Source organism: Streptomyces sp. NPDC001513, from assembly GCF_042894695.1.
In the GTDB taxonomy this organism is placed as follows: domain Bacteria; phylum Actinomycetota; class Actinomycetes; order Streptomycetales; family Streptomycetaceae; genus Streptomyces.
This window is the reverse complement of record NZ_JBIAVU010000005.1, coordinates 243,932-264,023: the sequence shown is the minus strand read 5'-3', so window position 1 is coordinate 264,023 and position 20,092 is coordinate 243,932. Positions and strand designations below refer to the sequence as shown.

At 72.8% G+C, this 20,092-nt stretch carries 16 protein-coding genes and 1 pseudogene; 8 read left to right on the top strand and 9 right to left on the bottom strand.

The genetic code is table 11. From position 1 onward, the window contains the following. Positions 1-8: 8 nt before the first annotated feature. Together ACFYZ4_RS13160 and ACFYZ4_RS13155 are read right to left on the bottom strand one after the other, a co-directional pair. On the bottom strand, positions 9-2,405 hold the full coding sequence (locus tag ACFYZ4_RS13160) for a serine/threonine-protein kinase (protein ID WP_390783926.1): 2,397 nt from the start codon (positions 2,403-2,405) through the stop codon (positions 9-11). 196 nt (positions 2,406-2,601) lie between these two features. After that, positions 2,602-3,396: a VOC family protein gene (locus tag ACFYZ4_RS13155; RefSeq protein ID WP_351294838.1), complete on the bottom strand. Its 795-nt coding sequence runs from the start codon at positions 3,394-3,396 to the stop codon at positions 2,602-2,604. Between the two features lie 308 nt (positions 3,397-3,704). Here ACFYZ4_RS13155 and ACFYZ4_RS13150 point away from each other — a divergent pair, with 308 nt between their 5' ends. Beyond that, on the top strand, positions 3,705-4,352 hold the full coding sequence (locus ACFYZ4_RS13150; protein WP_351294835.1) for a TetR family transcriptional regulator: 648 nt from the start codon (positions 3,705-3,707) through the stop codon (positions 4,350-4,352). Positions 4,353-4,469: 117 nt separating this feature from the next. On the opposite strand, the gene ACFYZ4_RS13145 is transcribed toward ACFYZ4_RS13150, so the two are convergent. Together ACFYZ4_RS13145 and ACFYZ4_RS13140 are read right to left on the bottom strand one after the other, a co-directional pair. Further along, positions 4,470-4,952: a nitroreductase family deazaflavin-dependent oxidoreductase gene (locus ACFYZ4_RS13145; RefSeq protein WP_351294832.1), complete on the bottom strand. Its 483-nt coding sequence runs from the start codon at positions 4,950-4,952 to the stop codon at positions 4,470-4,472. Then, on the bottom strand, positions 4,952-6,220 hold the full coding sequence (locus tag ACFYZ4_RS13140) for an acyl-CoA dehydrogenase family protein (RefSeq protein WP_351294829.1): 1,269 nt from the start codon (positions 6,218-6,220) through the stop codon (positions 4,952-4,954). Before ACFYZ4_RS13140 ends, ACFYZ4_RS13145 begins: the two co-directional genes overlap by 1 nt. 250 nt (positions 6,221-6,470) lie before the next feature. Between ACFYZ4_RS13140 and ACFYZ4_RS13135 the strand changes: the two genes are divergently transcribed. Further along, positions 6,471-7,664 (top strand): acetyl-CoA acetyltransferase, encoded by a 1,194-nt coding sequence (locus ACFYZ4_RS13135; protein WP_351294826.1) that lies wholly within the window; start codon positions 6,471-6,473, stop codon positions 7,662-7,664. A gap of 535 nt (positions 7,665-8,199) precedes the next feature. On the opposite strand, the pseudogene ACFYZ4_RS13130 reads toward ACFYZ4_RS13135, so the two are convergent. Then, a pseudogene (locus ACFYZ4_RS13130) lies at positions 8,200-8,406 on the bottom strand (DUF4287 domain-containing protein); the annotation flags it as partial. 103 nt (positions 8,407-8,509) lie between these two features. Here ACFYZ4_RS13130 and ACFYZ4_RS13125 point away from each other — a divergent pair. Further along, positions 8,510-9,196: a pyridoxal 5'-phosphate synthase gene (locus ACFYZ4_RS13125; RefSeq protein WP_351301151.1), complete on the top strand. Its 687-nt coding sequence runs from the start codon at positions 8,510-8,512 to the stop codon at positions 9,194-9,196. On the opposite strand, the gene ACFYZ4_RS13120 is transcribed toward ACFYZ4_RS13125, so the two are convergent. After that, entirely contained in the window at positions 9,121-9,612 is a 492-nt protein-coding gene (locus ACFYZ4_RS13120) for a Zn-ribbon domain-containing OB-fold protein (RefSeq protein WP_351301148.1), read from the bottom strand. The two genes, ACFYZ4_RS13125 and ACFYZ4_RS13120, sit on opposite strands and share 76 nt — an antisense overlap. Continuing rightward, positions 9,609-10,061 (bottom strand): DoxX family protein, encoded by a 453-nt coding sequence (locus ACFYZ4_RS13115; protein ID WP_351301145.1) that lies wholly within the window; start codon positions 10,059-10,061, stop codon positions 9,609-9,611. Before ACFYZ4_RS13115 ends, ACFYZ4_RS13120 begins: the two co-directional genes overlap by 4 nt. A gap of 227 nt (positions 10,062-10,288) precedes the next feature. On the opposite strand from ACFYZ4_RS13115, the gene ACFYZ4_RS13110 reads away from it, so the two are divergent. The 5 genes from ACFYZ4_RS13110 to ACFYZ4_RS13090 all read left to right on the top strand — a co-directional run bounded on the left by ACFYZ4_RS13110 (position 10,289) and on the right by ACFYZ4_RS13090 (position 17,144). Further along, complete coding sequence (locus ACFYZ4_RS13110; protein WP_351301142.1) at positions 10,289-11,476, top strand: NAD(P)/FAD-dependent oxidoreductase; 1,188 nt, start codon at positions 10,289-10,291, stop codon at positions 11,474-11,476. A 119-nt stretch (positions 11,477-11,595) separates the two neighbouring features. Beyond that, a complete protein-coding gene (locus ACFYZ4_RS13105; protein WP_351301139.1) occupies positions 11,596-12,081 on the top strand; it encodes a MarR family winged helix-turn-helix transcriptional regulator in 486 nt (161 codons plus the stop codon). Positions 12,082-12,189: 108 nt separating this feature from the next. Next, positions 12,190-13,734, top strand: a complete 1,545-nt coding sequence (locus ACFYZ4_RS13100) for an MFS transporter (RefSeq protein WP_351301137.1) — start codon at positions 12,190-12,192, stop codon at positions 13,732-13,734. 138 nt (positions 13,735-13,872) lie between these two features. Next, on the top strand, positions 13,873-16,107 hold the full coding sequence (locus ACFYZ4_RS13095) for an acetate--CoA ligase family protein (RefSeq protein ID WP_351301134.1): 2,235 nt from the start codon (positions 13,873-13,875) through the stop codon (positions 16,105-16,107). Between the two features lie 212 nt (positions 16,108-16,319). After that, positions 16,320-17,144, top strand: a complete 825-nt coding sequence (locus ACFYZ4_RS13090; protein WP_390783925.1) for an enoyl-CoA hydratase/isomerase family protein — start codon at positions 16,320-16,322, stop codon at positions 17,142-17,144. A gap of 1 nt (position 17,145) precedes the next feature. Here ACFYZ4_RS13090 and ACFYZ4_RS13085 read toward each other — a convergent pair whose 3' ends face one another. Together ACFYZ4_RS13085 and ACFYZ4_RS13080 are read right to left on the bottom strand one after the other, a co-directional pair. After that, complete coding sequence (locus tag ACFYZ4_RS13085; protein WP_351301129.1) at positions 17,146-17,937, bottom strand: VOC family protein; 792 nt, start codon at positions 17,935-17,937, stop codon at positions 17,146-17,148. A 24-nt stretch (positions 17,938-17,961) separates the two neighbouring features. Further along, positions 17,962-19,983 carry a zinc ribbon domain-containing protein gene (locus ACFYZ4_RS13080; protein ID WP_390783924.1) on the bottom strand — a complete coding sequence of 674 codons (2,022 nt, stop codon included), beginning with the start codon at positions 19,981-19,983 and terminating at the stop codon, positions 17,962-17,964. Between the last annotated feature and the right edge of the window lie 109 nt (positions 19,984-20,092).

The following is a 20,092-nucleotide window of genomic DNA, read 5'->3' as shown; positions in this document are numbered from 1 at the left end:
CGCGCAGGTCAACCGCTCGTCCGGGTGCCCGTCCCCTTCGCCGCGTCCAGGGCGTACACGCAGCGGTCCTTGCTGCACGCGTACACCACGCCCGCCTCCGCCACCGGCGCGCCCGTGATCTCGCCGCCCGTGGCCAGCTTCCAGCGGAGCTGACCGCCCGCCGCGTCCAGGGTGTACAGGCAGTGGTCGGCGGAGCCGAAGTGCACGCGGCCGTCCGCGACCGCCGGCAGGCCGGTGATCTCGCCGCCCGCCGCGAACCGCCACTTCGGGGTGCCGGTGACCGCGTCGAGCGTGTAGAGCGCGCTGCCCGCGCCCAGGTGCACGTTGCCGTTCGCGACGACCACCGGGTCCGAGGACTGCCGGGACTCGGTCGCGATCCGCCAGCGGTCGTGGCCGGTGAGCGCGTCGAGGGCGTAGACGGTGCCCAGGTAGTCCACCAGGTAGACCCCGCCGCCCGTGACCGCCGCGCCCGGCGCGAAGGCCGGGGCGGCCAGGAAGACCGCGGGGGCCTCGAAGTGCCAGCGGACCCGGCCCGTGGCCCGGTCCACGGAGAGCACCCGGGTGCCGGCCGCGATGTAGACGTTGCCGTCGGGGGCGGGCGTGACCCGCACGGGCACGTTCCCGCAGGAGGCCACGTCGCCGACCGGGTACGACCAGGACTCGCGGCCGCTGCGGGCGTCGAGCGCGCGCAGCCGGGCGTCCTGCCACACGTACACGGTGCCGTCGTGGAGGACGGGGGCCGCCTCCGGGGTCTCGAAGTCGCTCTGGGCTCCGGTCAGCTCCCACAGCTTCTGGCCGTTGGAGGCCTCCCAGCCCTGTACGCCACCGCCACGGGTGGCGGTGACGACCGTGCCGCGGTCGGCGCGCAGCGCGTACACCCAGGCGTCGGCGGACAGCCGCCACCGCTCGGAGCCGTCGGAGGCGTCGAGCGCGTAGAGGGAGGGGCCGTCGGAGGCGTGGATCCGGCCGTCGGAGACCGCCATGGACCAGGCCACGTCGCGGGTCTTGAACTGGCGGCGGCCACTCGCCACGTCCAGCGCGTGCACCTCGAAGGAGGTGACGTAGAGCAGGTTGCCGGCGACGGTCGGGGTGCCCCAGACCTCGTTGGACATGCGGAAGCGCCACGGGCGCCAGCGGCCGCTGTCCGGGGCCGGGCCGGGGCTCGGTACCGCCACCGCGGAGGGGGTGACGGCCACCGCCCCGCCGGGCGGGCGGACCCAGCCGGTCGCCGAGTCCGCGGCGGGGGCGTGCGCGGCCGCGGCGCTCGCGCGCGGCCCGGGCCCGATCGGCACCGGCGAGCCGCCCAGGCGCACCGGCTCCCCGGAGGGCACCGGGGACATCGGCGGGCGGTGCGGGCGCTGCGGTACGGCCTGCCCGGTACGCGGGTCCACCCACGGGTCGGCGCCACCGCGCGGCCGGCGGTGCGTGGCGCCCACGGAGTCGGGGCCGCCGGAGCCGGCGTCCCGGCCGGGGACGGGGGCGGGGGCGGGCGCGGGCACCACGGCGGCCGTACGGTTGCCCGCGCGCCGGGCCTCGATCATCGCGACGGCCCGCGCGGGCAGCCACGCCGAGGCGGTGCCGCTGTCGTCGCCGCCGTCGAACAGGTGCGGGGCGAGCTGCGCCTGCAGGTCGGCCGGGGTCGGCCGCTGCGTGGCGTCCATCTGCATGCAGGAGTCGATCAGCGGCCGCAGCTCCTCGGGGAGCCCCTCCAGGTTGGGTCCCTCGCGCAGCAGCATGAAGACCGTCTCCACCGGGTTCGCCCCGTGGTACGGCGGGTGCCCGGTGGCGGCGAAGACGAGGGTGGAGCCGAGCGAGAAGACGTCGCTGGCGCCCTTGACGCTGCGCGAGTCCTTCGCCTGCTCGGGCGACATGTAGGCGGGGGTGCCGACGGCGACGTTCGTCATGGTCAGGCGGGTGTTGGAGACGCCGCTCGCGATGCCGAAGTCGATCACGCGCGGGCCGTCCTCGACGACGAGCACGTTGGACGGCTTCAGGTCGCGGTGGACGAGGCCGGCGCCGTGGATGGACTGCAGGGCCTCGGCGATGCCGGCAGCGAGCCACCGTACGGCCTGGGCGGGCATGGGCCCGCACTCGTTGACGATCTCCTCCAGGGAGGGCGCCGGGACGTACGCGGTGGCCAGCCACGGCACGGCGGCGCGCGGGTCGGCGTCGACCACGGCCGCGGTGTAGAAGCCGGACACGGCGCGGGCCGCCTCCACCTCGCGGGTGAAACGGACCCGGAACAGCTGGTCCTCGGCGAGCTCGGTGCGCACCGTCTTGATCGCGACCCGCCGTCCGGACGCGGACCGCGCGAGATAGACCAGCCCCATGCCGCCGGCGCCGAGCCGTCCCAGCACCTCGAAGGGGCCGATCCGTCTCGGGTCGTGCTGCGTCAGCTGCTCCACCACTCGCCTCCACACCTCCCCGTACGGGCCCTCACCGGGCCCGCTTCCACCGGCACGGGGCCCTGGGCCCCGTGCAGCGTCTCACTCCGGGCGCCGCCCGGGTCGCGCAACCCCGATTCTGTCAGGCCCGGGCCGGGTCCGGCCCCGGCACGTCGAGCAGTGCGGTGTGATCTGCTCGGCGAAGGGGCCGTGGGGTCTACGCGTCCGGCTTCGTCCGGGGTTCCGAGAGCAGTCCGAAGACGGCCCCCTGGTTGTCTGCGACGACCGCGATCCGTCCGTAGGGGGTGTCGAAGGGATCGGCGGTGATCCGGCCGCCGAGCCGCTGGACCGTCGCGACGGACTGGTCGCAGTCCGGGACGGCGAAGTAGGCGAGGAAGTGCGCGGGCATGATCTCCGGGAAGGCGTCGGTGATCAGGCTGCGCCCGAGGACGGCGGTGTCGACGCCGGGCGCCCTGCCGGGCGGGGACCAGATGCGGTATTCGACTCCGGCGTCGTCCTGGTCCTGCGGGACGTAGCCGAAGACCTTGGCGTAGAAGGCGTCGACGGCGTCGCGGGCCCGCGTGTAGACCTCGCTCCAGCAGTACGTGTACGGCTCCTGCTGGGCCTCGAAGCCCTCGTGGGTGCCGGGCTGCCACAGGCCGAAGACGGCCCCGCCGGGGTCCGCAGCCATCGCGGCGGTGCCGTACGGGCCCACCGGCATCGGGTCCATCACCATCTGGCCGCCGGCGGCGCGGATGCGCTGGGCACAGGCGTAGGCGTCGGTCGTGTAGAGGTAGATCCCCCAGACGGTGGGCATCCGGCCGTCCGGTTTGGGGGCGAGGGCGGCGACGTTGCGGCCACGGCTGTAGGCCTGCGTGTAGTGGCCGTATTCAGCGCCCGCACTGTCCGCGAAGGTCCACCCGAACAGCTCGCCGTAGAAGCGCTTGCCCGCCTCGACGTCCGGAAGCGAGGCGTCCACCCAGCAGGGTGCGCCTTCCGCAAATGCGGCCATGGGCCCGGTTCCTTCCGTTGTGCGGGGGTGTGTACCCTCCCAACCCTCTCAGCCATGATCTGTCCGAAAACTTGTCCACAGCCTGTTGATAAGACTATTCGGGGGAAACCTCGCGGATCCGGGCGACACGCCCGGGCCGCGACCACGGGGCGCGCCCGGGGCCAGGCCCGGGGCGCGCCCGGGACCGGACCGTCCGGAAATCCGCCGCCGAGACGCTTCGGACCGCCTCCCGCCCAGGCCAGGGACCCCGTAACCCCATTTGCAGGCGGCCGAATAGCGCGCCGATCACCCCTCGGTAAGCTGACGGCATGACAGGACAAGTACGCACCGTCGACGGGCGTGTCGCCGGCCGGCGCGGCCAGGCGACGCGGCAGAAGCTGCTCGACTGCCTCAGCGAGATGCTCAGCACCTCGCCGTACCGCGACGTCAAAGTGATCGACGTCGCCCGCAAGGCCGGTACCTCCCCCGCGACCTTCTACCAGTACTTCCCGGACGTCGAGGGCGCCGTCCTGGAGATCGCCGAACAAATGGCCACCGAGGGCGCGCAGTTGACGTCGCTCGTCGAGGGCCGGACCTGGGTCGGCAAGTCCGGATGGTCGGCCGCCGAGGAACTCGTCGAGGGTTTCCTGGAGTTCTGGCGCCGCAACGACGCGATCCTGCGGGTCGTCGACCTCGGTGCGGCCGAGGGCGACAAGCGCTTCTACAAGATCCGCATGAAGATCCTGAACTCGGTCACCAACTCCCTGACGGAGTCGATGAAGGAGCTCCAGGCCAAGGGCAAGGTCGACAAGGACGTCAGCCCCGCGGCGATGGCCGGTTCGCTGGTCGCGATGCTGGCCGCGGTCGCCTCGCACCAGAAGGGCTTCCAGACCTGGGGTGTCAAGCAGGCCGAGCTCAAGCCGAACCTGGCGCTGCTCGTCCACCTCGGCATCACGGGCAAGAAGCCGACCAAGTAACGGCGGATCCCTTCCGGGGTCCGCCGCCTTGGGCGGCCTCGCGCCGCACCTCCCGCGCCCGTGCCCGGGCCTGGGCCTGAGCCCGCGTCCCGCGCGGGTGTGCACGACCGCCTGGGATCAGCGGCGCTCCAGGCGGAACAACCGGATCTCGCGCTCGATGCGCGCCTGGTACGTCGCGTACGGCGGCCAGAACCTCAGCACCGCCTGCCATGCCGCCGCGCGTTCCTCCCCCGCCAGCAGCCGGGCCCGTACGGGGATGTCCCGGCCTTGCCAACTCACGTCCGCGTCCGGGTGCTTGAGCAGATTCCCGGTCCATGCCGGGTGCCCGGGCCGGCCGAAGTTGGAGCCGATCAGGACCCAGCTCGTGCCGCCGTTCTCCGGCATGCACGCGAGCGGGGTGGTGCGCGGCTCGCCCGTCTTGGCGCCCTTGGCGGTGAGGATCACGCCCGGCAGCATCTGGGCGCTGAGCATGACCTTGCCGCGGGTGAGCTTGTGCACCGCTTTGTCCAGGGCGGGGATGAAGTGCGGTGCGATCTTGGCGAAGAGCATGGTCGAGGAGACCTTCTGCATCAGCTTGACGCCGGGTGCCACGGGAGCCATCAGACGGCCACCTTCTCTTGGGCGGGCGGGACGTGGGGAGCGGTCGCGGCGGACACCGGGGCCTGTGCCTGGGGCGCCGGGGGTGCGGCGGGGTCCGCGGGCGGGGCCGCGAACAGGCCCGCGCGGTCCGCGGCGTGCGCCCGCAGCCGGTGGACCGGGCCGAAGAGCAGTTCGTCGGCCGCCGCGCGCTTGAAGTAGAGGTGTGCGTCGTGTTCCCAGGTGAAGCCGATGCCGCCGTGCAGCTGGATCGCCTCGCCGGCGGTCACCCGCAGGGCTTCCAGCGCCTGGGCGAGGGCGAGGCCGCCCTGGTCCGGGTCCCAGGCGGCGTAGTAGGCGGCCGAGCGGGCCGCCTGCACCTGGACGTACAGGTCGGCGAGCCGGTGCTTGACCGCCTGGAAGGAGCCGATCGCCCGGCCGAACTGCTCGCGCTGGCGTACGTACTCCACGGTGCGGGCGAGGGCCTGCCCGGCCGCGCCGACCGCCTCGGCGGCGAGCACGGCGGATGCGGTGCGTCCGGTGGCGGCGAGGGCGGCCACCACGTCGCCTTCCTCCCCGCCGAGCAACTCGGCCGGGACCTCGCGCAGTTGGATCCTGGCCTGCGGGCGGGTCTCGTCCAGGACGGCCTGCCGGGACCGTACGAGCCCGGGCGCGTCCTCCCGTACGAGGAACAGCAGCGTGCGGCTGCGGGCGAAGCCGCCGGTGTGCGCGGCGACCAGCAGCAGCGGGGCACTGTGCCCGTCGAGCACCTGGGCGGCCTCCCCGTACAGCCGCCAGCCGGTGCCCGCGGCGTCGGCGCGGGCCTGGATCCCGCCCGCGCGGCCGCCGCCGGACCAGTGCCCGGCGCTGTCGTCGCCGGTCAGCGCGAGGGCGGTGGCCAGCGCCGGGCCCGGTACGGCGAGGGCGGCGGTCAGCCCGCCGGCCGCGAGCGGCGGGAGCAGCGCGGAGCGCTGGGCGTCGGTGCCGAGGGCGGCGATCAGGGGCGCGCAGAGCGCGGCCGTGGCCAGCAGCGGCGAGGGCAGCAGCGCCCGCCCGGTCTCCTCGCAGGCCAGGGCCAGGTCGGCGGGGGTGCAGCCGACGCCGCCGTACTCCTCGGGGAGGGCGAGGCCGGGCAGCCCGAGCCGCTCGGCGAGCTGCTGCCACAGCTCGCGGTCGTATCCGGCGGCGGTGCCGACCGCGGCCTTGACCTCGTCGGGGCCGCAGCGTTTGCCCAGGATCTCGCGCAGGGTGCGGCGTATCTCTGCCTGCTCCGCGGTGAAGGCGGCATCCATCGTCTGGCTCCTCCTGGGGGCACCTCCCGGCGGCGGCCGGGGGCGTATCTGACGGGCCGTCATGTTAGGCCCGGCGGCGGCAGATGCACAGGGGGCGGCGAGGGCGGGTTGCGGGCGGGGCGGGGTCGGGGGGGCGGCGCCTTGCGGACGGGACGGGGCCGGGGGTGCGGGCGCCATGCGGGCGGGCGGAGTCGGCATCGACGCCTGCCCCTCTAGCATCTGACGATACGTCAGATGTACCGTCCTTCCCATGCCTGGACTCACACCTGGAACCGCCTCCCGCGCCCGCCGGAGGGTCGCGGTGGTCGGCGTCGCCCTCTCGGACTGCGGCCGGGTGGACGGCCCCACCCCCTACGCCCTGCACGCGCAGGCCGCCCGGCGCGCCCTGGCCGACTCCGGCCTGGACCGCTCCGTCATCGACGGCCTCGCCTCCGCCGGCCTCGGCACGCTCGCTCCCGTCGAGGTGGCCGAGTACCTCGGCCTGCGCCCCACCTGGGTCGACTCCACCTCGGTGGGCGGCTCGACCTGGGAGGTCATGGCCGCCCATGCGGCGGACGCCATCGCCGCGGGACACGCCAACGCCGTCCTGCTCGTCTACGGTTCCACCGCGCGCGCCGACATCAAGGCCCGCCGGCGCACCTCGAACCTCTCCTTCGGCGCGCGGGGACCGCTCCAGTTCGAGGTCCCGTACGGGCACACGCTGATCTCCAAGTACGCCATGGCCGCCCGCCGGCACATGCACGAGTACGGGACCACGCTGGAGCAGCTCGCCGCGGTCGCCGTACAGGCCCGGGCGAACGCGGCGACCAACCCGGACGCGATGTTCCGGGACCCGATCACGGTGGACGAGGTCCTGTCCTCCGACATGATCGCGGACCCCTTCACGAAGCTGCACTGCTGCATCCGCTCGGACGGCGGCTGCGCGGTGCTGCTGGCGGCGGAGGACTACGTACCGGACACCGCCAAGTCCCCGGTGTGGATCCTGGGCACGGGCACGTCCGTCTCCCACACCACGATGTCGGAGTGGGAGGACTTCACCGTCTCCCCGGCGGCGGTCTCGGGCCGCATCGCCTTCGAGCGGGCCGGCCTCACCCCGGCGGACGTGGACCTCGCGGAGATCTACGACGCCTTCACCTACATGACCCTGGTGACCCTGGAGGACCTCGGCTTCTGCGCGAAGGGCGAGGGCGGGGCCTTCGTGGAGAAGGGCCGCCTGCTGCGCGACGGGGAACTGCCGGTCAACACCGACGGCGGCGGCCTCTCGGCGTGCCATCCCGGCATGCGCGGGCTGTTCCTGCTGGTCGAGGCGGTCCGCCAACTCCGCGGCGAGGCGGGCCCGGGCCAGGTCACCAAACCCGGCGGCCGCCTCCCGCAGACCGCCCTGGCCTCGGGCACAGGCGGCTGGTTCTGCTCCTCGGGCACAATCCTGCTGGGCCGCGCCTGACGGACCCGCGGCTGGCCGCGGGTGGCTGCGCCGCTCGGGCCGGGTGCGGGGGGCCGGTTACGCCGAGGCCGAGCGGGTGGGTGGCCGGTTGTGCCGGGGCCGGGCGCGCGCCGGGGCGTCTCCTCGGACGCCGAACGTGACAAGGGGTCGGAGAGCGGAGCCCCGATGCGTTCGGCGCCCTGCGGGGATCACCCCGACACACACCCGACCCCGGCCCAACCGGCCCGGCTGCGCCGATTCTTCAGCCCTGCCCAACTCCAGCCTGGCTGCACCATTCGGCTTCGCTGCACAAATTCAGCCTCGCCGGCGTTTGAGGCGCGGGGTCCGGGGCGGAGCCCCGATCTTTGAGCCGCACCAGCGAGCTGTGCCGCGCCAACTTCAGCCCCTCCGGCGTTTGAGGAGCGGGGTGTGGGGCGGAGCCCCGTTCTTTTCAGCCTCGCCGGCGCTTGAGGCGCGGGTCCGGGCGGAGCCCGGCGGGGGCTGGGGCGGAGCCCCGGCAGCGGCGCCGCACCCGGAGACGGCGGCATCCCCAGGGGCTACGCCCCTCGGCGAGCGTGTGCGCGACCAAGGCGTTGGCGTGCCCGTGGCCCACACCGTGCTCGGTCTTGAGCCAGGCGACGAGCTCCATGTGCCGGGTCAGCGGCGAGGACCTGATGAGCTCCTTCCACTCGGCGATCGGCCGCCCGTACTTCTTCTCGATCGAGGGGAAGTAGCTCGCGGGGCCCTTCACGGTCTCGGCCATGGTGTCTCTCCTTCGTCGCGGTGCCGTTGCGTATATGACCGCGATCGAACACCGAACTCATCGGTCCTGCCAGGAAATTTCCGAGACGGCCTAGCCTGGGGCCATGACCAGTGACGACTTCGACGCCACCCTGCACTCCCTGCGCGTGTGGGACTCCCCGCTTCCCGGGTTCGACGCCGGGGCCGCGCCCGCCGAGCCGTTGCCGCTGTTCCGGGAGTGGTTCGTGCACGCCGCCCGGGCGGGGCAGTTGGAGCCGCACACGATGAGCCTGGCGACGGTGGACGCCGCGGGGCGGCCCGACGTGCGGACGCTGATGCTGCACGACGCCGACGCGCGGGGCTGGCACTTCGCCTCGCACGCCACCAGCGCCAAGGGCGTGCAGCTGGCCGGGCAGCCGCGGGCGGCGCTCGGGTTCTACTGGCCGACCGTGGCCCGGCAGGTCCGGATCCGGGGCCGGGTCACCGCGTGCGGGCCCGAGGAGAGCCGCGCGGACCTGGCGGTCCGTTCGCGCGGGGCGCTCGCCGCCGCGCTCACGGGCCGGCAGAGCGAGGTCCTGGAGTCGGCCGAGGACCTGGTCCGGGCCTCGGAGCGGGCCTGGGAGCGGGCCGGGGCCGAGCCGGACGCACCGGCTCCGACCTGGACCCGGTACGTACTGGACGCCGACGAGGTGGAGTTCTTCCAGGGCGACCCCACCCGCCGCCACACCCGGCTGCGCTACCGCCGCGCCGAAGACGCCGAGGCCGAGGCCGACGCCGACGGCTCCTGGGTCCGCGAGCTGCTCTGGCCCTGATCCGGCCGGAAGACCGCCACCCACACCCCGTCCGCCGCCTCGCGGAAGGTGACCGTCAGCGGCATGCCGATGCGCAGGTCCGCCGCCTCGCAGGACACCACCTCGGTCATCATCCGCGGGCCCTCCGCCAGATCGACCACCGCCGCCGTGTACGGGACGCGCGTGCCGAAGGGCGGGAGGTCGTTGCGGTGGATCACCGACCAGGTGTAGAGGGTCGCCCGGCCGCTCGCCGTCTCCCACGTCACGCGGTCCTCGCCGGCCCAGCAGTACGGGCAGAACTCGCGCGGGTAGTGGTGCGCCCGCCCGCAGTCCCCGCAGCGGCGCAGCAGGAGCCGGCCCTCGGCCGCCGCGTCCCAGTAGGGGCGGGTGAAGTCGTCGGCCTCGGGGAGGTCATAGCGTGCCGCGCCGCCGCTCACGGGAAGAGTCCGATCGCCGCGTCGAGGGACCAGGTCTGCCAGGACATGGCGAGAAGCGCCACGAGCGAGATGAGCGCCATCATCGCGTTCTGGCCCTGCTCGGCCCAGTCGTGGATCATCAGCACCAGGTAGAGCAGGTTCAGCAGCAGCCCGCCGACCAGGGCGACGGGGGTCAGGAAGCCGAGCACCAGGCCCAGCCCGAGCGCCAGTTCCGCGTAGACGACGAGGTACGCCATCGCCTTCGGGCGCGGTGCGACGACCAGTTCGAAGCCGCCCTTGACGAAGGTCCAGCGGTGCTTGTTCGCGACGTCGGCGGCCCACGCGATGCCGGTGCCGCGTTCGAACCAGCCCTTCTTGTCCTTGTGCCGCCAACTCTCCAGCCACCACAGGCCGAGGCCTATCCGGAGCACGGCGAGCCATTCGGCCCCACTGAGCCAGATGGTCTGCATCGGCAGCCCCCACCCCTCTCATCATTGATCTGACGGTACGTCAGTTCAGCGGATGCGAGGCGATCCCGCAAGGCCCCGGCGGGGACGACGGACACCATTCGGCCCGACGGGGCATCGGGCCGCGCTTCCCGATTCGGGTTCGGTGCACGCCGGCCGTGACCGTTCCGCAATCGATTCCCTCCTTGTCCGAGACCCATCAACTCAGCGTGGCGATACGATCACACCTCATGCCTGGAGTCCCCGCAGCACCCGACATGACCACCCAGCCCCGCCCCGTGTACGTCATCGGGGCCGGCCCCGGAGGCCTCGCCGTGGCCGCCGCACTGCGCGCCCGCGGGGTCCGCGCGGTGGTCGTCGAGAAGTCCGACGCGGTCGGCACGTCCTGGCGGCGGCACTACGACCGGCTGCACCTGCACACCACGCGCCGGCTCTCCGCCCTCCCCGGCCTGCCGATGCCGCGCCGCTTCGGGCGCTGGGTCTCCCGGGACAACGTCGTGCGCTACCTGGAGAAGTACGTCGAGTTCCACGAGCTGGAGCTCGTGACCGGCGTCGAGGTGACCCGGATCGAGCCCGCCCCGGAGGGCGAGGACGGCTGGACCCTGCACGCCAGCGGCGGGCGGGTGCTGGCCGCCGCGGCCGTCGTCGTCGCCACCGGGTACAACCACACGCCGACGATCCCCGACTGGCCCGGCCGGGACACGTACGAGGGCCGGCTGCTGCACGCCGCCGACTACCGCAACCCCCAGCCGTACGCCGGCCAGGACGTCCTCGTCGTCGGCGTCGGCAACACCGGCGCCGAGATCGCCGTCGACCTCGTCGAGGGCGGCGCGGCCCGGGTGCGGCTCGCCGTGCGCACCGTCCCGCACATCATGCGCCGCTCCACCGCCGGCTGGCCGGCCCAGCGCAGCGGGATCCTCGTGCGCCGGCTGCCCGTGCGGCTCGTGGACCGGCTGTCCGCGCTCGTCGCACGGACCTCGGTCCCGGACCTGTCGGCGTACGGGCTCCCGCGCCCGACGACCGGCCTGTACAGCAGGGTCAAGGAGGGGTCGATCCCGGTCCAGGACGTCGGCCTGGTCGACGCGGTCCGCAGCGGCAGGGTGGAGCCGGTGGCCGCCGTCGCGTCCTTCGACGGCGCCGAGGTGGTGCTCGCGGACGGCTCGCGGATCGACCCGGACGCGGTGATCGCGGCCACCGGGTACCGCCGCGCCCTGGAGGAGCTGGTCGGCGACCTCGGGGTGCTCGACGAGCGCGGACGGCCCCGTACGCACGGCGCCCGCACCGCGCGGCAGGCGCACGGGCTGTACTTCACCGGCTTCAGCAATCCCATCAGCGGGATGTTCCGGGAGATGGCCCTGGACGCGGAGAAGATCGCCAAGGCCGTGGCCAGGCAGTCGCGGTCCCGTTCCCGATCCTGATCCTGATCCCGCTCCCGCTCCCGGTCCCGTCCCCATTCGCGGTGGAGCCGGCCGCCACATAGCCAGTCGTCCGTTTGTCGATAATCCGCGACGGATCGACTTTCGTTACCCTGGCGGACATGACCGCCATGACGCGCACCCGCACCGAACCGGACCTGTCGTTCCTCCTGGATCACACCAGTCACGTGCTGCGGACCCAGATGAGCGCGCAGCTCGGCGAGATCGGGCTCACCCCGCGCATGCACTGCGTGCTCGTCCACGCCCTCGAGGAGGAGCGCACCCAGGCGCAGCTCGCCGAGATCGGGGACATGGACAAGACCACGATGGTGGTGACGGTGGACGCGCTGGAGAAGGCCGGCCTGGCCGAGCGCAGGCCGTCCAGTACGGACCGGCGGGCGCGGATCATCGCGGTGACCGAGGAGGGGGCGAAGGTCGCGAAGGAGAGCCAGAAGATCGTCGACCGGGTCCACGGGAGCACCCTCGCGGCCCTGCCGGACGATGAGCGCGAGGTGCTGCTCCGCGCACTGAACCGCCTGGTCACGGGGCATCTGCAGACACCCGAGGAGGGGCCGCGGCCGGCCCGGCGGGCACGCCAGAAGGGCTGACGCCACGACACCACAGCCTCCCCGCATCCCGATCCGTAAAAGATAGTCTGCAACAAAACTATCTGCTACGGTCCTTCCTGTTGCCTCCCAACGACAGGAGAGACCGCAATGCCCTCCACCTCCGCAGCCGCACCCATCGCCGCGCCCTCGCGCTCACGCCGGCTCGCCCTCGGCGTCCTGGCCACCGGCATGCTGATGACGGTCCTCGACGGCAGCATCGTGACCGTCGCCATGCCGGCCATCCAGAGCGACCTCGGCTTCACCCCGGCCGGTCTGAGCTGGGTCGTCAACGCCTACCTCATCGCCTTCGGTTCGCTGCTGCTCCTGGCCGGCCGCCTCGGCGACCTCATCGGCCGCAAGCGGATGTTCCTCGCGGGCACCGGGGTCTTCACCGCGGCCTCGCTCCTCGCCGGCGCCGCCACCTCCCCCGGCCTGCTGATCGCCGCCCGCTTCCTCCAGGGCGCCGGCAGCGCGATGGCCTCCGCCGTCAGCCTCGGCATCCTGGTCACGCTCTTCACCGAACCGCGCGAACGGGCCAAGGCCATCGCCGTGTTCAGCTTCACCGGCGCGGCCGGCGCCTCGATCGGGCAGGTCCTCGGCGGCGTGCTCACCGACGCGCTCACCTGGAACTGGATCTTCTTCATCAACCTGCCCATCGGTATCGCGACGGCCCTCCTCGCCCTTCCCGCCCTGCCCGGCGACCGCGGCCTCGGCCTGAAGGCCGGCGCGGACGCCCTCGGCGCGCTGCTGGTCACCGCCGGCCTGATGCTCGGCATCTACACGGTCGTCAAGATCGAGGAGTACGGGGCCACCTCGGCCCACACCCTCGGCTTCGGCGCCCTCGCGCTCGTCCTGCTCGCCGGCTTCCTCCTGCGCCAGGCCACCGCCGCGAACCCGCTCATGCCGCTGCGGATCCTCCGCTCGCGCAGCGTCTCCGGCGCCAACCTGGTCCAGATGCTGATGGTCGCCGCCCTCTTCTCCTTCCAGATCCTCGTCGCCCTCTACATGCAGAACGTCCTCGGCTACAGCGCCGGCGAAACGGGTCTGGCGATGCTGCCGGCCGCGGCCGTCATCGGCCTCGTCTCCCTGACCGTCTCGGCCCGCCTCAATGCCCGGTTCGGCGAACGCGCCGTCCTGCTGGCCGGTCTGGCGCTCCTGATCGGCGCACTCGGTCTGCTGACCCGCGTGCCCGGCCGGGCCGAGCAGGCGGACTACCTCACCGACCTGCTCCCCGTGATGCTCCTGGCCGCCGGATTCGGCCTCGCCCTGCCCGCCTTGACCTCGCTCGGCATGTCCGGCGCCAAGGAGGAGGACGCGGGCCTCGCCTCCGGGCTCTTCAACACCACCCAGCAGATCGGCATGGCCCTCGGCATCGCGGTCCTCTCCACCCTCGCCGCCTCCCGCACCGAGTCCCTCACCGAGGCCGGACGCCCCGCCTCCGAGGCCCTGACCGGCGGCTACCACCTGGCCTTCGCGGTCGGGGCGGCCCTCCTCGTCGCCGCCCTGGCCGTCGCCTTCACGGTCCTGCGCCACTCGAAGGACGCCCCGGAGGAGGCCCCGGCGGACGCCCCGGAGGACGCCCCGCGGGAGGCGGCCGCCGCGCAGGACGCCGTTGGCCGATCCGCGCTCTGGACCGACCCCGCGGGGATCTGACACCGTTCACCACATCACCTCCACCAGCTTTCCTGCGCAGCCCTGTTCCTGACGGCCTGTCAGTTCAGTAATCTGACTACACGTCAGTTATTGAGTTCCAGTTCCATCAAGGTTCATCGAGCAGGAGCGGGCGGAACGATGCTTGGATCTACTCACGGCACCCTCACCACCGACTTCCGCGCACGTGTCGAGGCCTGCGGGGAGTCCCCCAGGACGGCCGTCCACTCGTCTGCGGCCCCCTCCGCCGACGACGCGGTCGCCGTCGACGTCAGCGGCCGGCCGCTGCACGCCGACGTACCCGACCTCGACCGGTTCTTCCGGCCCGAGTCCGTGGCCGTCATCGGCGCCTCCGACGCCGAAGGCAGACCGAACACCGGCATCACCCGCCAGCTCATCGCCTGGGCGGAACGCGTCGGCGCCCGGATCCACCCCGTGCACCCCACCCGCCCCACCGTCTTCGGGCTGACCTGCCACGCCTCCGTGGCCGACCTGCCCGAACAGGTCGACCTCGCCGTCCTCCTCGTCGCCGACCCGCTCCCCGTCATCGAGGAACTGGCCGAGACGAAGGTGAAGTTCGCCGTCGCCTTCGCCTCCGGCTTCGCCGAGACCGGCGACGCGGGCGCCGCCGCCCAGGACCGGCTCGGCGCCGCAGTCCAGCGCTCCGGCCTGCGCCTCCTCGGCCCCAACACCAACCTCAACGCCTTCGAGGAGTTCCGCGACGACCTCGACGGCCCGGCCATCGCCCTGATCACCCAGTCCGGCCACCAGGGCCGGCCCGTCTACACCCTCCAGGAGCTCGGCATCCGCCTCTCCCACTGGGCACCCACGGGCAACGAGGCCGACCTGGAGACCTCCGACTTCATCTCCTACTTCGCCGAGCAGCCCGAGGTCGGAGCCATCGCCTGCTACGTCGAAGGCCTCAAGGACGGCCGGTCCTTCCTCCTCGCCGCCGACCGCGCCGCCCGCAACGGCGTCCCCGTCGTCGCCGTCAAGGTCGGCCGCACCGAGACCGGCGCCCGCATGGCCGCCTCCCACACCGGGAAACTGACCGGCGCCGACACCGTCGTGGACGCCGCCATGCGCCAGTTCGGCGTGATCCGCGTCGACGGCCTGGACGAGCTCCAGGACACCGCCGCCCTGCTCGCCCGGGCCCGCAAACCGCAGGCCGACGGGGTCGTCGTCTACTCCATCTCCGGCGGCACCGGAGCCCACTTCTCCGACCTGGCGACGGAGGCGGGCCTGACCCTGCCCACGCTCTCCCAGGCCAAGCAGGACGAGCTCCACCAGTGGATCCCGGAGTACCTGAACGTCGCCAACCCCGTCGACAACGGCGGCCACCCGGTCGGCGACTGGCGCGGCCGAAAGATCATCGACGCGATCCTCGCCGACCCGTCCGTCGGCGTCCTGATCTGCCCGATCACCGGCCCCTTCCCCCCGATGAGCGACAAGCTCGCCCAGGACCTGGTGGACGCGGCGGAGACCTCGGACAAGCTGATCTGCGTGATCTGGGGCTCCCCCGTCGGCACCGAGGAGGCCTACCGCACCACCCTCCTCGGCTCCTCCCGCGTCGCCACCTTCCGTACCTTCGGCAACTGCATCACCGCCGTCCGCGCGTACCTCGGCCACCACCGCTTCACCGCCGGCTACCGCTCCCCCTTCGAGGACGCACCGCGCACGCCCTCGCCCTCGTACCGCAAGGCGCAGGCGCTCATGCGGCCCGGCCAGCAGCTCAGCGAGCACGCGGCGAAGCAGCTGCTGCGCGCCTACGGGATACGGGTCCCCCGCGAGCAGCTCGTGACGAGCGCGGCGGCGGCCGTCCGGGCGGCCGGCCTGGTCGGCTACCCGGTGGTCATGAAGGCCTCGGGCCCGCAGCTGGGCCACAAGACGGAACTCGGCCTGGTGAAGATCGGCCTGACCTCGGCGAGCCAGATCCGCGACGCGTACCGGGAACTGACCGACATCGCGCGCTACGAGAACGTGCCGCTCGACGGGATCCTGGTCTGCCAGATGGTGGAGCGGGGGGTGGAAATGGTCGTCGGCGTCACCCAGGACGACCTCTTCGGCCCGACGGTGACGGTGGGTCTCGGCGGGGTCCTGGTCGAGGTCCTGCACGACGCGGCGGTCCGCGTCCCGCCGTTCGGCGAGGACCAGGCCCGCGCGATGCTCACGGAACTGCGCGGGCACGCACTGCTGGAAGGCGTACGGGGCGCACCCCCGGCCGACGTGGACGCGCTGGTGGAGGTCGTCCTGCGGATCCAGCGGATGGCGCTGGAACTCGGCGACGAACTCTCCGAACTGGACATCAACCCCCTGATGGTCCTCCCCCGCGGCCAGGGGGCGGTGGCACTGGACGCCCTAGCCATCTGCCGCTGACCCGCCGCCTCCCGGGGCTCCGCCCCAGACCCCGCCGGGCTCCGCCCGGACCCGCTCCTCAAACGCCGGAGGGGCTGAAAGGCCCAGCCCTGCGTGCACTTGCAGGCTGACGCCGGCAAATCCAGCCCCGCCGGCGTTTGAGGCGCGGGGGCTCGGGGGCGGAGCCCCCGCAACGGCGCCGCACCCACCCACCTCCGAACGGAAGTTCACCCATGACCGCCGCCCCCGAGGACGAAGTCCTCCACCGCGTCGACAACGGCGTCGCCTGGATCACCCTCAACCGACCCGAGGCGATGAACGCCGTCACCTGGGACCAGCGCGAGCGCATCATCGGCCTGCTCGCCGAAGCCTCCGCCGACCCGGCGGTCCGCGCCGTCGTCCTCACCGCCACCGGCAAGGGCTTCTGCGCGGGCGCGGACCTCCGGAGCGGCAGCGGCGGCAGCAGCGGCGGCGGCGCCCCCGCCGCCGAACGCGTCGCCGGCGACGTGGCCCGCATGATCCGCCTCGGCGCGCAGCGCCTGATCACCGCGGTGCTGGACTGCGAGAAGCCCGTCCTCGCCGCCGTCAACGGCACGGCCGCCGGCATCGGCGCCCACCTCGCCCTCGCCTGCGACCTCGTCATCGCCGCCGAACCCGCCCGGTTCATCGAGGTGTTCGTCCGCCGCGGCCTGGTCCCCGACGGCGGCGGCGCGTACCTGCTGCCCCGTCTCATCGGCCCGCAGAAGGCCAAGGAGCTGATGTTCTTCGGCGACGCCCTCCCGGCGGCCGACGCCGAACGCCTCGGCCTGGTCAACAAGGTGGTGCCGGCCGAGGAGCTGGAGGCGACCGCCCGCGCGTGGGCGGAGCGGCTCGCGCAGGGCCCCACCCGGGCCCTCGCCCTGACGAAGCAGCTGGTCAACGCCTCCCTGGACGGTGACCGGGCGACGGCCTTGGCCGCCGAGGCCACCGCTCAGGAGATCAACATGACCACGGCCGACGCGAACGAGGGCGTGGCGAGCTTCGTGGAGCGCCGCACGCCCAAGTACCTGGGCCGGTGAGCTACGTCCGGGGGTTCGGCTTGAGCAGCGCGAACACCGCGCCGAAGGGGTCGGCCAGCCACGCGAGCCGCCCGACGTCCGGTACGTCCGCCGCCGGCATGAGCACGGACCCGCCGTTCTTCTCCGCCTTCGCGATGGTGTCGTCGACGTCCGCGACGTGGAAGTACGGCACCCAGCGCGCCTTCTCCTCCCCGCCGCCCGCGCCGTCGCCGAGCGGCGCGACCCCGCCGAAGGAGGCGTCCTCCTGGTCCCCGTCGGCGGTGCTCAGGACGCGGTAGGTCATCCCGGGCACGTCCATCTCGGCGTACCGCCACCCGAACAGCCCGGCGTAGAAGCCGATGTCCGCGACCGGGTCCGGCACGTGGAGCTCCGCCCACACCAGCGTGTTCTCGTCGGAGGCCACTTCGAACCCGGCGGTGTTCCCGGGCTGCCAGCAGGCGAACTCGGCGCCCTGCGGGTCGGTGAAGTGCGCGAGCCGGCCCTCCCCCATGACGTCCCCGGGCTCCATCCGGACCGTGCCGCCGCCGTCGCGGACGGCCGCGGCGGTGGCCTCGATGTCGGGGGTCATGAAGTGGTGCATCCAGGCGGACGTCGCCCCTTCCTCGGTGAGCGGCCCGAGCGCGGCGACGGTCTTCCCGTTCACCTGGAAGAAGCCGTAGCCGCCGGCCTCGGGCCCGGCGGAGGCGAAGTCCCAGCCGAACACGGCCCCGTAGAAGGCGGCGGCCGCCTGCGTGTCGGGGCTGCCGAGGTCGAGCCAGTTGGGTGATCCGGTACTGAAGTCGGTGCCGAGCATGGGGTCCTCCCGGGAGTACGGGCGCTACGCAGGCGCTACGAAGTCGCTGCCACGATGCCGAGTGTCTCTGATCAGCTCAGTGATTCCGTCGCCAGACATGGCACCCAGCGACGGGATTTCCCACCGCGGAGGGGTGGCATGGGCGTGGAGGTGGAATCCCGCGCCCAGTACTGCGCCTCGTGGCCGGTGTCGGCCGGTGGTGGGTGCGCTGATCGTCGTCACGTCCTGGTGCCGGTGGGCTGCGCGGGGCAGTCGGGGCCGGTCCGTATGAGCGTGTCCCTCCGGACACTGACCTGCCGGGCCCGAAGGCCGGACAGGGGAGGGTGTCCGGCGTCGCCTGGGCGTCGGACGTGCTGTCTTGTGCCGGGTGGGCGCGGTTTTCGACCGGTCCCGTCGGCTGGGTTTCAGCGCGTTTGGTGTGATGACCGCGCCCGCTTCGAGTCGGTCGACAACCGTGCGGATGGCCATGGCGCCTGTGGTGCGATCAGTGACGGTCTTCGTCTGGTGGGCAAGACCGCGGGACGCGATGCGCTGCCAGGCTCCCTGGTCACGGTCTCCCTGCCAGGAGCAGGACGGACAGATGGCCCATTTCCATCCGCGCGTGGCGGGCCGGTCGGGGGCCTTGCGGTGCTGGAGCGGGGTGACGCAGTGCGGGCAGTGCCGGGAGGTGTTCCGGGCCGGGACGATGACGACGGCTACGCCTGTCTCAGCGGCCAGATGTCGCATGCGCTCCACGATCCGCCCCCGTACCTGCTGGGACATGCGCGTGTTGATCGTGCGGCCCATGCCACCCGCTTCCATCGAGCGGAGGTCTTCGACGTAGATGACGCTCGCCCAGGCGGCGACGGCCTGGTCGACCGCCCATCTGGCGGCAGCACACGCCAGTGCATCGTTGAGGTTGGACCGGCGTGCAGAGACCCGGCTGATCTCATCTCTGAGGAGGGTGTGCTTGGCGGCCAGAGCATGCTGCTCGTCGCCGGCAGTGAGCCGCTGGTACTGATCGGCCTTGGCACCCAGTCGTTCGCCCTGTCGGCGTAGACGGTGCTGCTTCGCGAGGACACCGGCCGCCCGGAACATACCCCCGGCTCCGAGAGCCGTGATCCGCCCGTCGCGGTGGAGACGGACCGCCCCACAGGACAACAATGTATTCAGGCCCCAGTCCACACCGAGCGCAACCGTGTGCCCGCTCCGGGCGGTCTTCGGTACCGGGTGGGTGTAGGCGAGGTCGGCACGAATGTGGCCCTGGTGCGGGCGCAAGGTGGGCAGGTGCAGCACCGCACCCCCGGGGATCGTAGGCGGCAGCTTGATGGGGCAGGACACCCACGTCCAGTCCCGGTACGACCTCGGATCAGGGCGAGTGGGAAGCTGCAAACGCAGCAGCGCGCGGCCGGGGACATCCGCCCGTTCGATCGTGGCCTGCTGCCCGTCGCATGCTGCCAGCAGCAGCATGCGCGCGGTCCTGGGCGCACTCTCCGCCTCGAACACATTGACAGGCATCCGGTTGTACTTCTTGACGAAGGTTGCGATCTGCCGCGTGCGGGAGTTGATGACGCTGGACGGCAGATGCTGTCCGCCGGGCAATGCCCCGCGCACCGCGGCCCACTCCAGGTCCGTGCGCCTGGCGGGGTCGGCGGGCCAGGCTTCCATCACTGCTGCGGTCAGATCGGAGCACCACTTCACCGAGCGCAGGACGCGCCCGGCCTGCTCCTGCGCCATACGCACGATGCGGTCATTGACACGGATGCCTTCGGGCGGCGCGGTGGTCCAGCCCAGGCGACGCAGCGCCATCCACGCGTTCGACGGCAGCCTTCGTCTCCCGCCGTCCTCCCCGGACGCGAGCACTTCCACGTCGACGGCATTCCAATGCCCGGCCAGCAAGTTGGCGGCCATGCCGGCCACCAGATCGGCTGCCCAGCCAACCCGCTCCGCCAGTACGGAGGCGGTCAGCGGTTCAGCTCTCTCCTCATCCACACCCGTCCGCAGCAGGCCATGGGCAGACGCGGTCCGAGCGGTCTCGCCCACGGCGAGCGTCACCTTCCGGCTCACCACTCACCACCTCCTGCCGGTGCTGTCATCCGATCAACGACACTCCGCACGAAGAGTCACCCATTCGATCCATGAACCCACATCCGACACCCGCGCAAGACGCGCACCA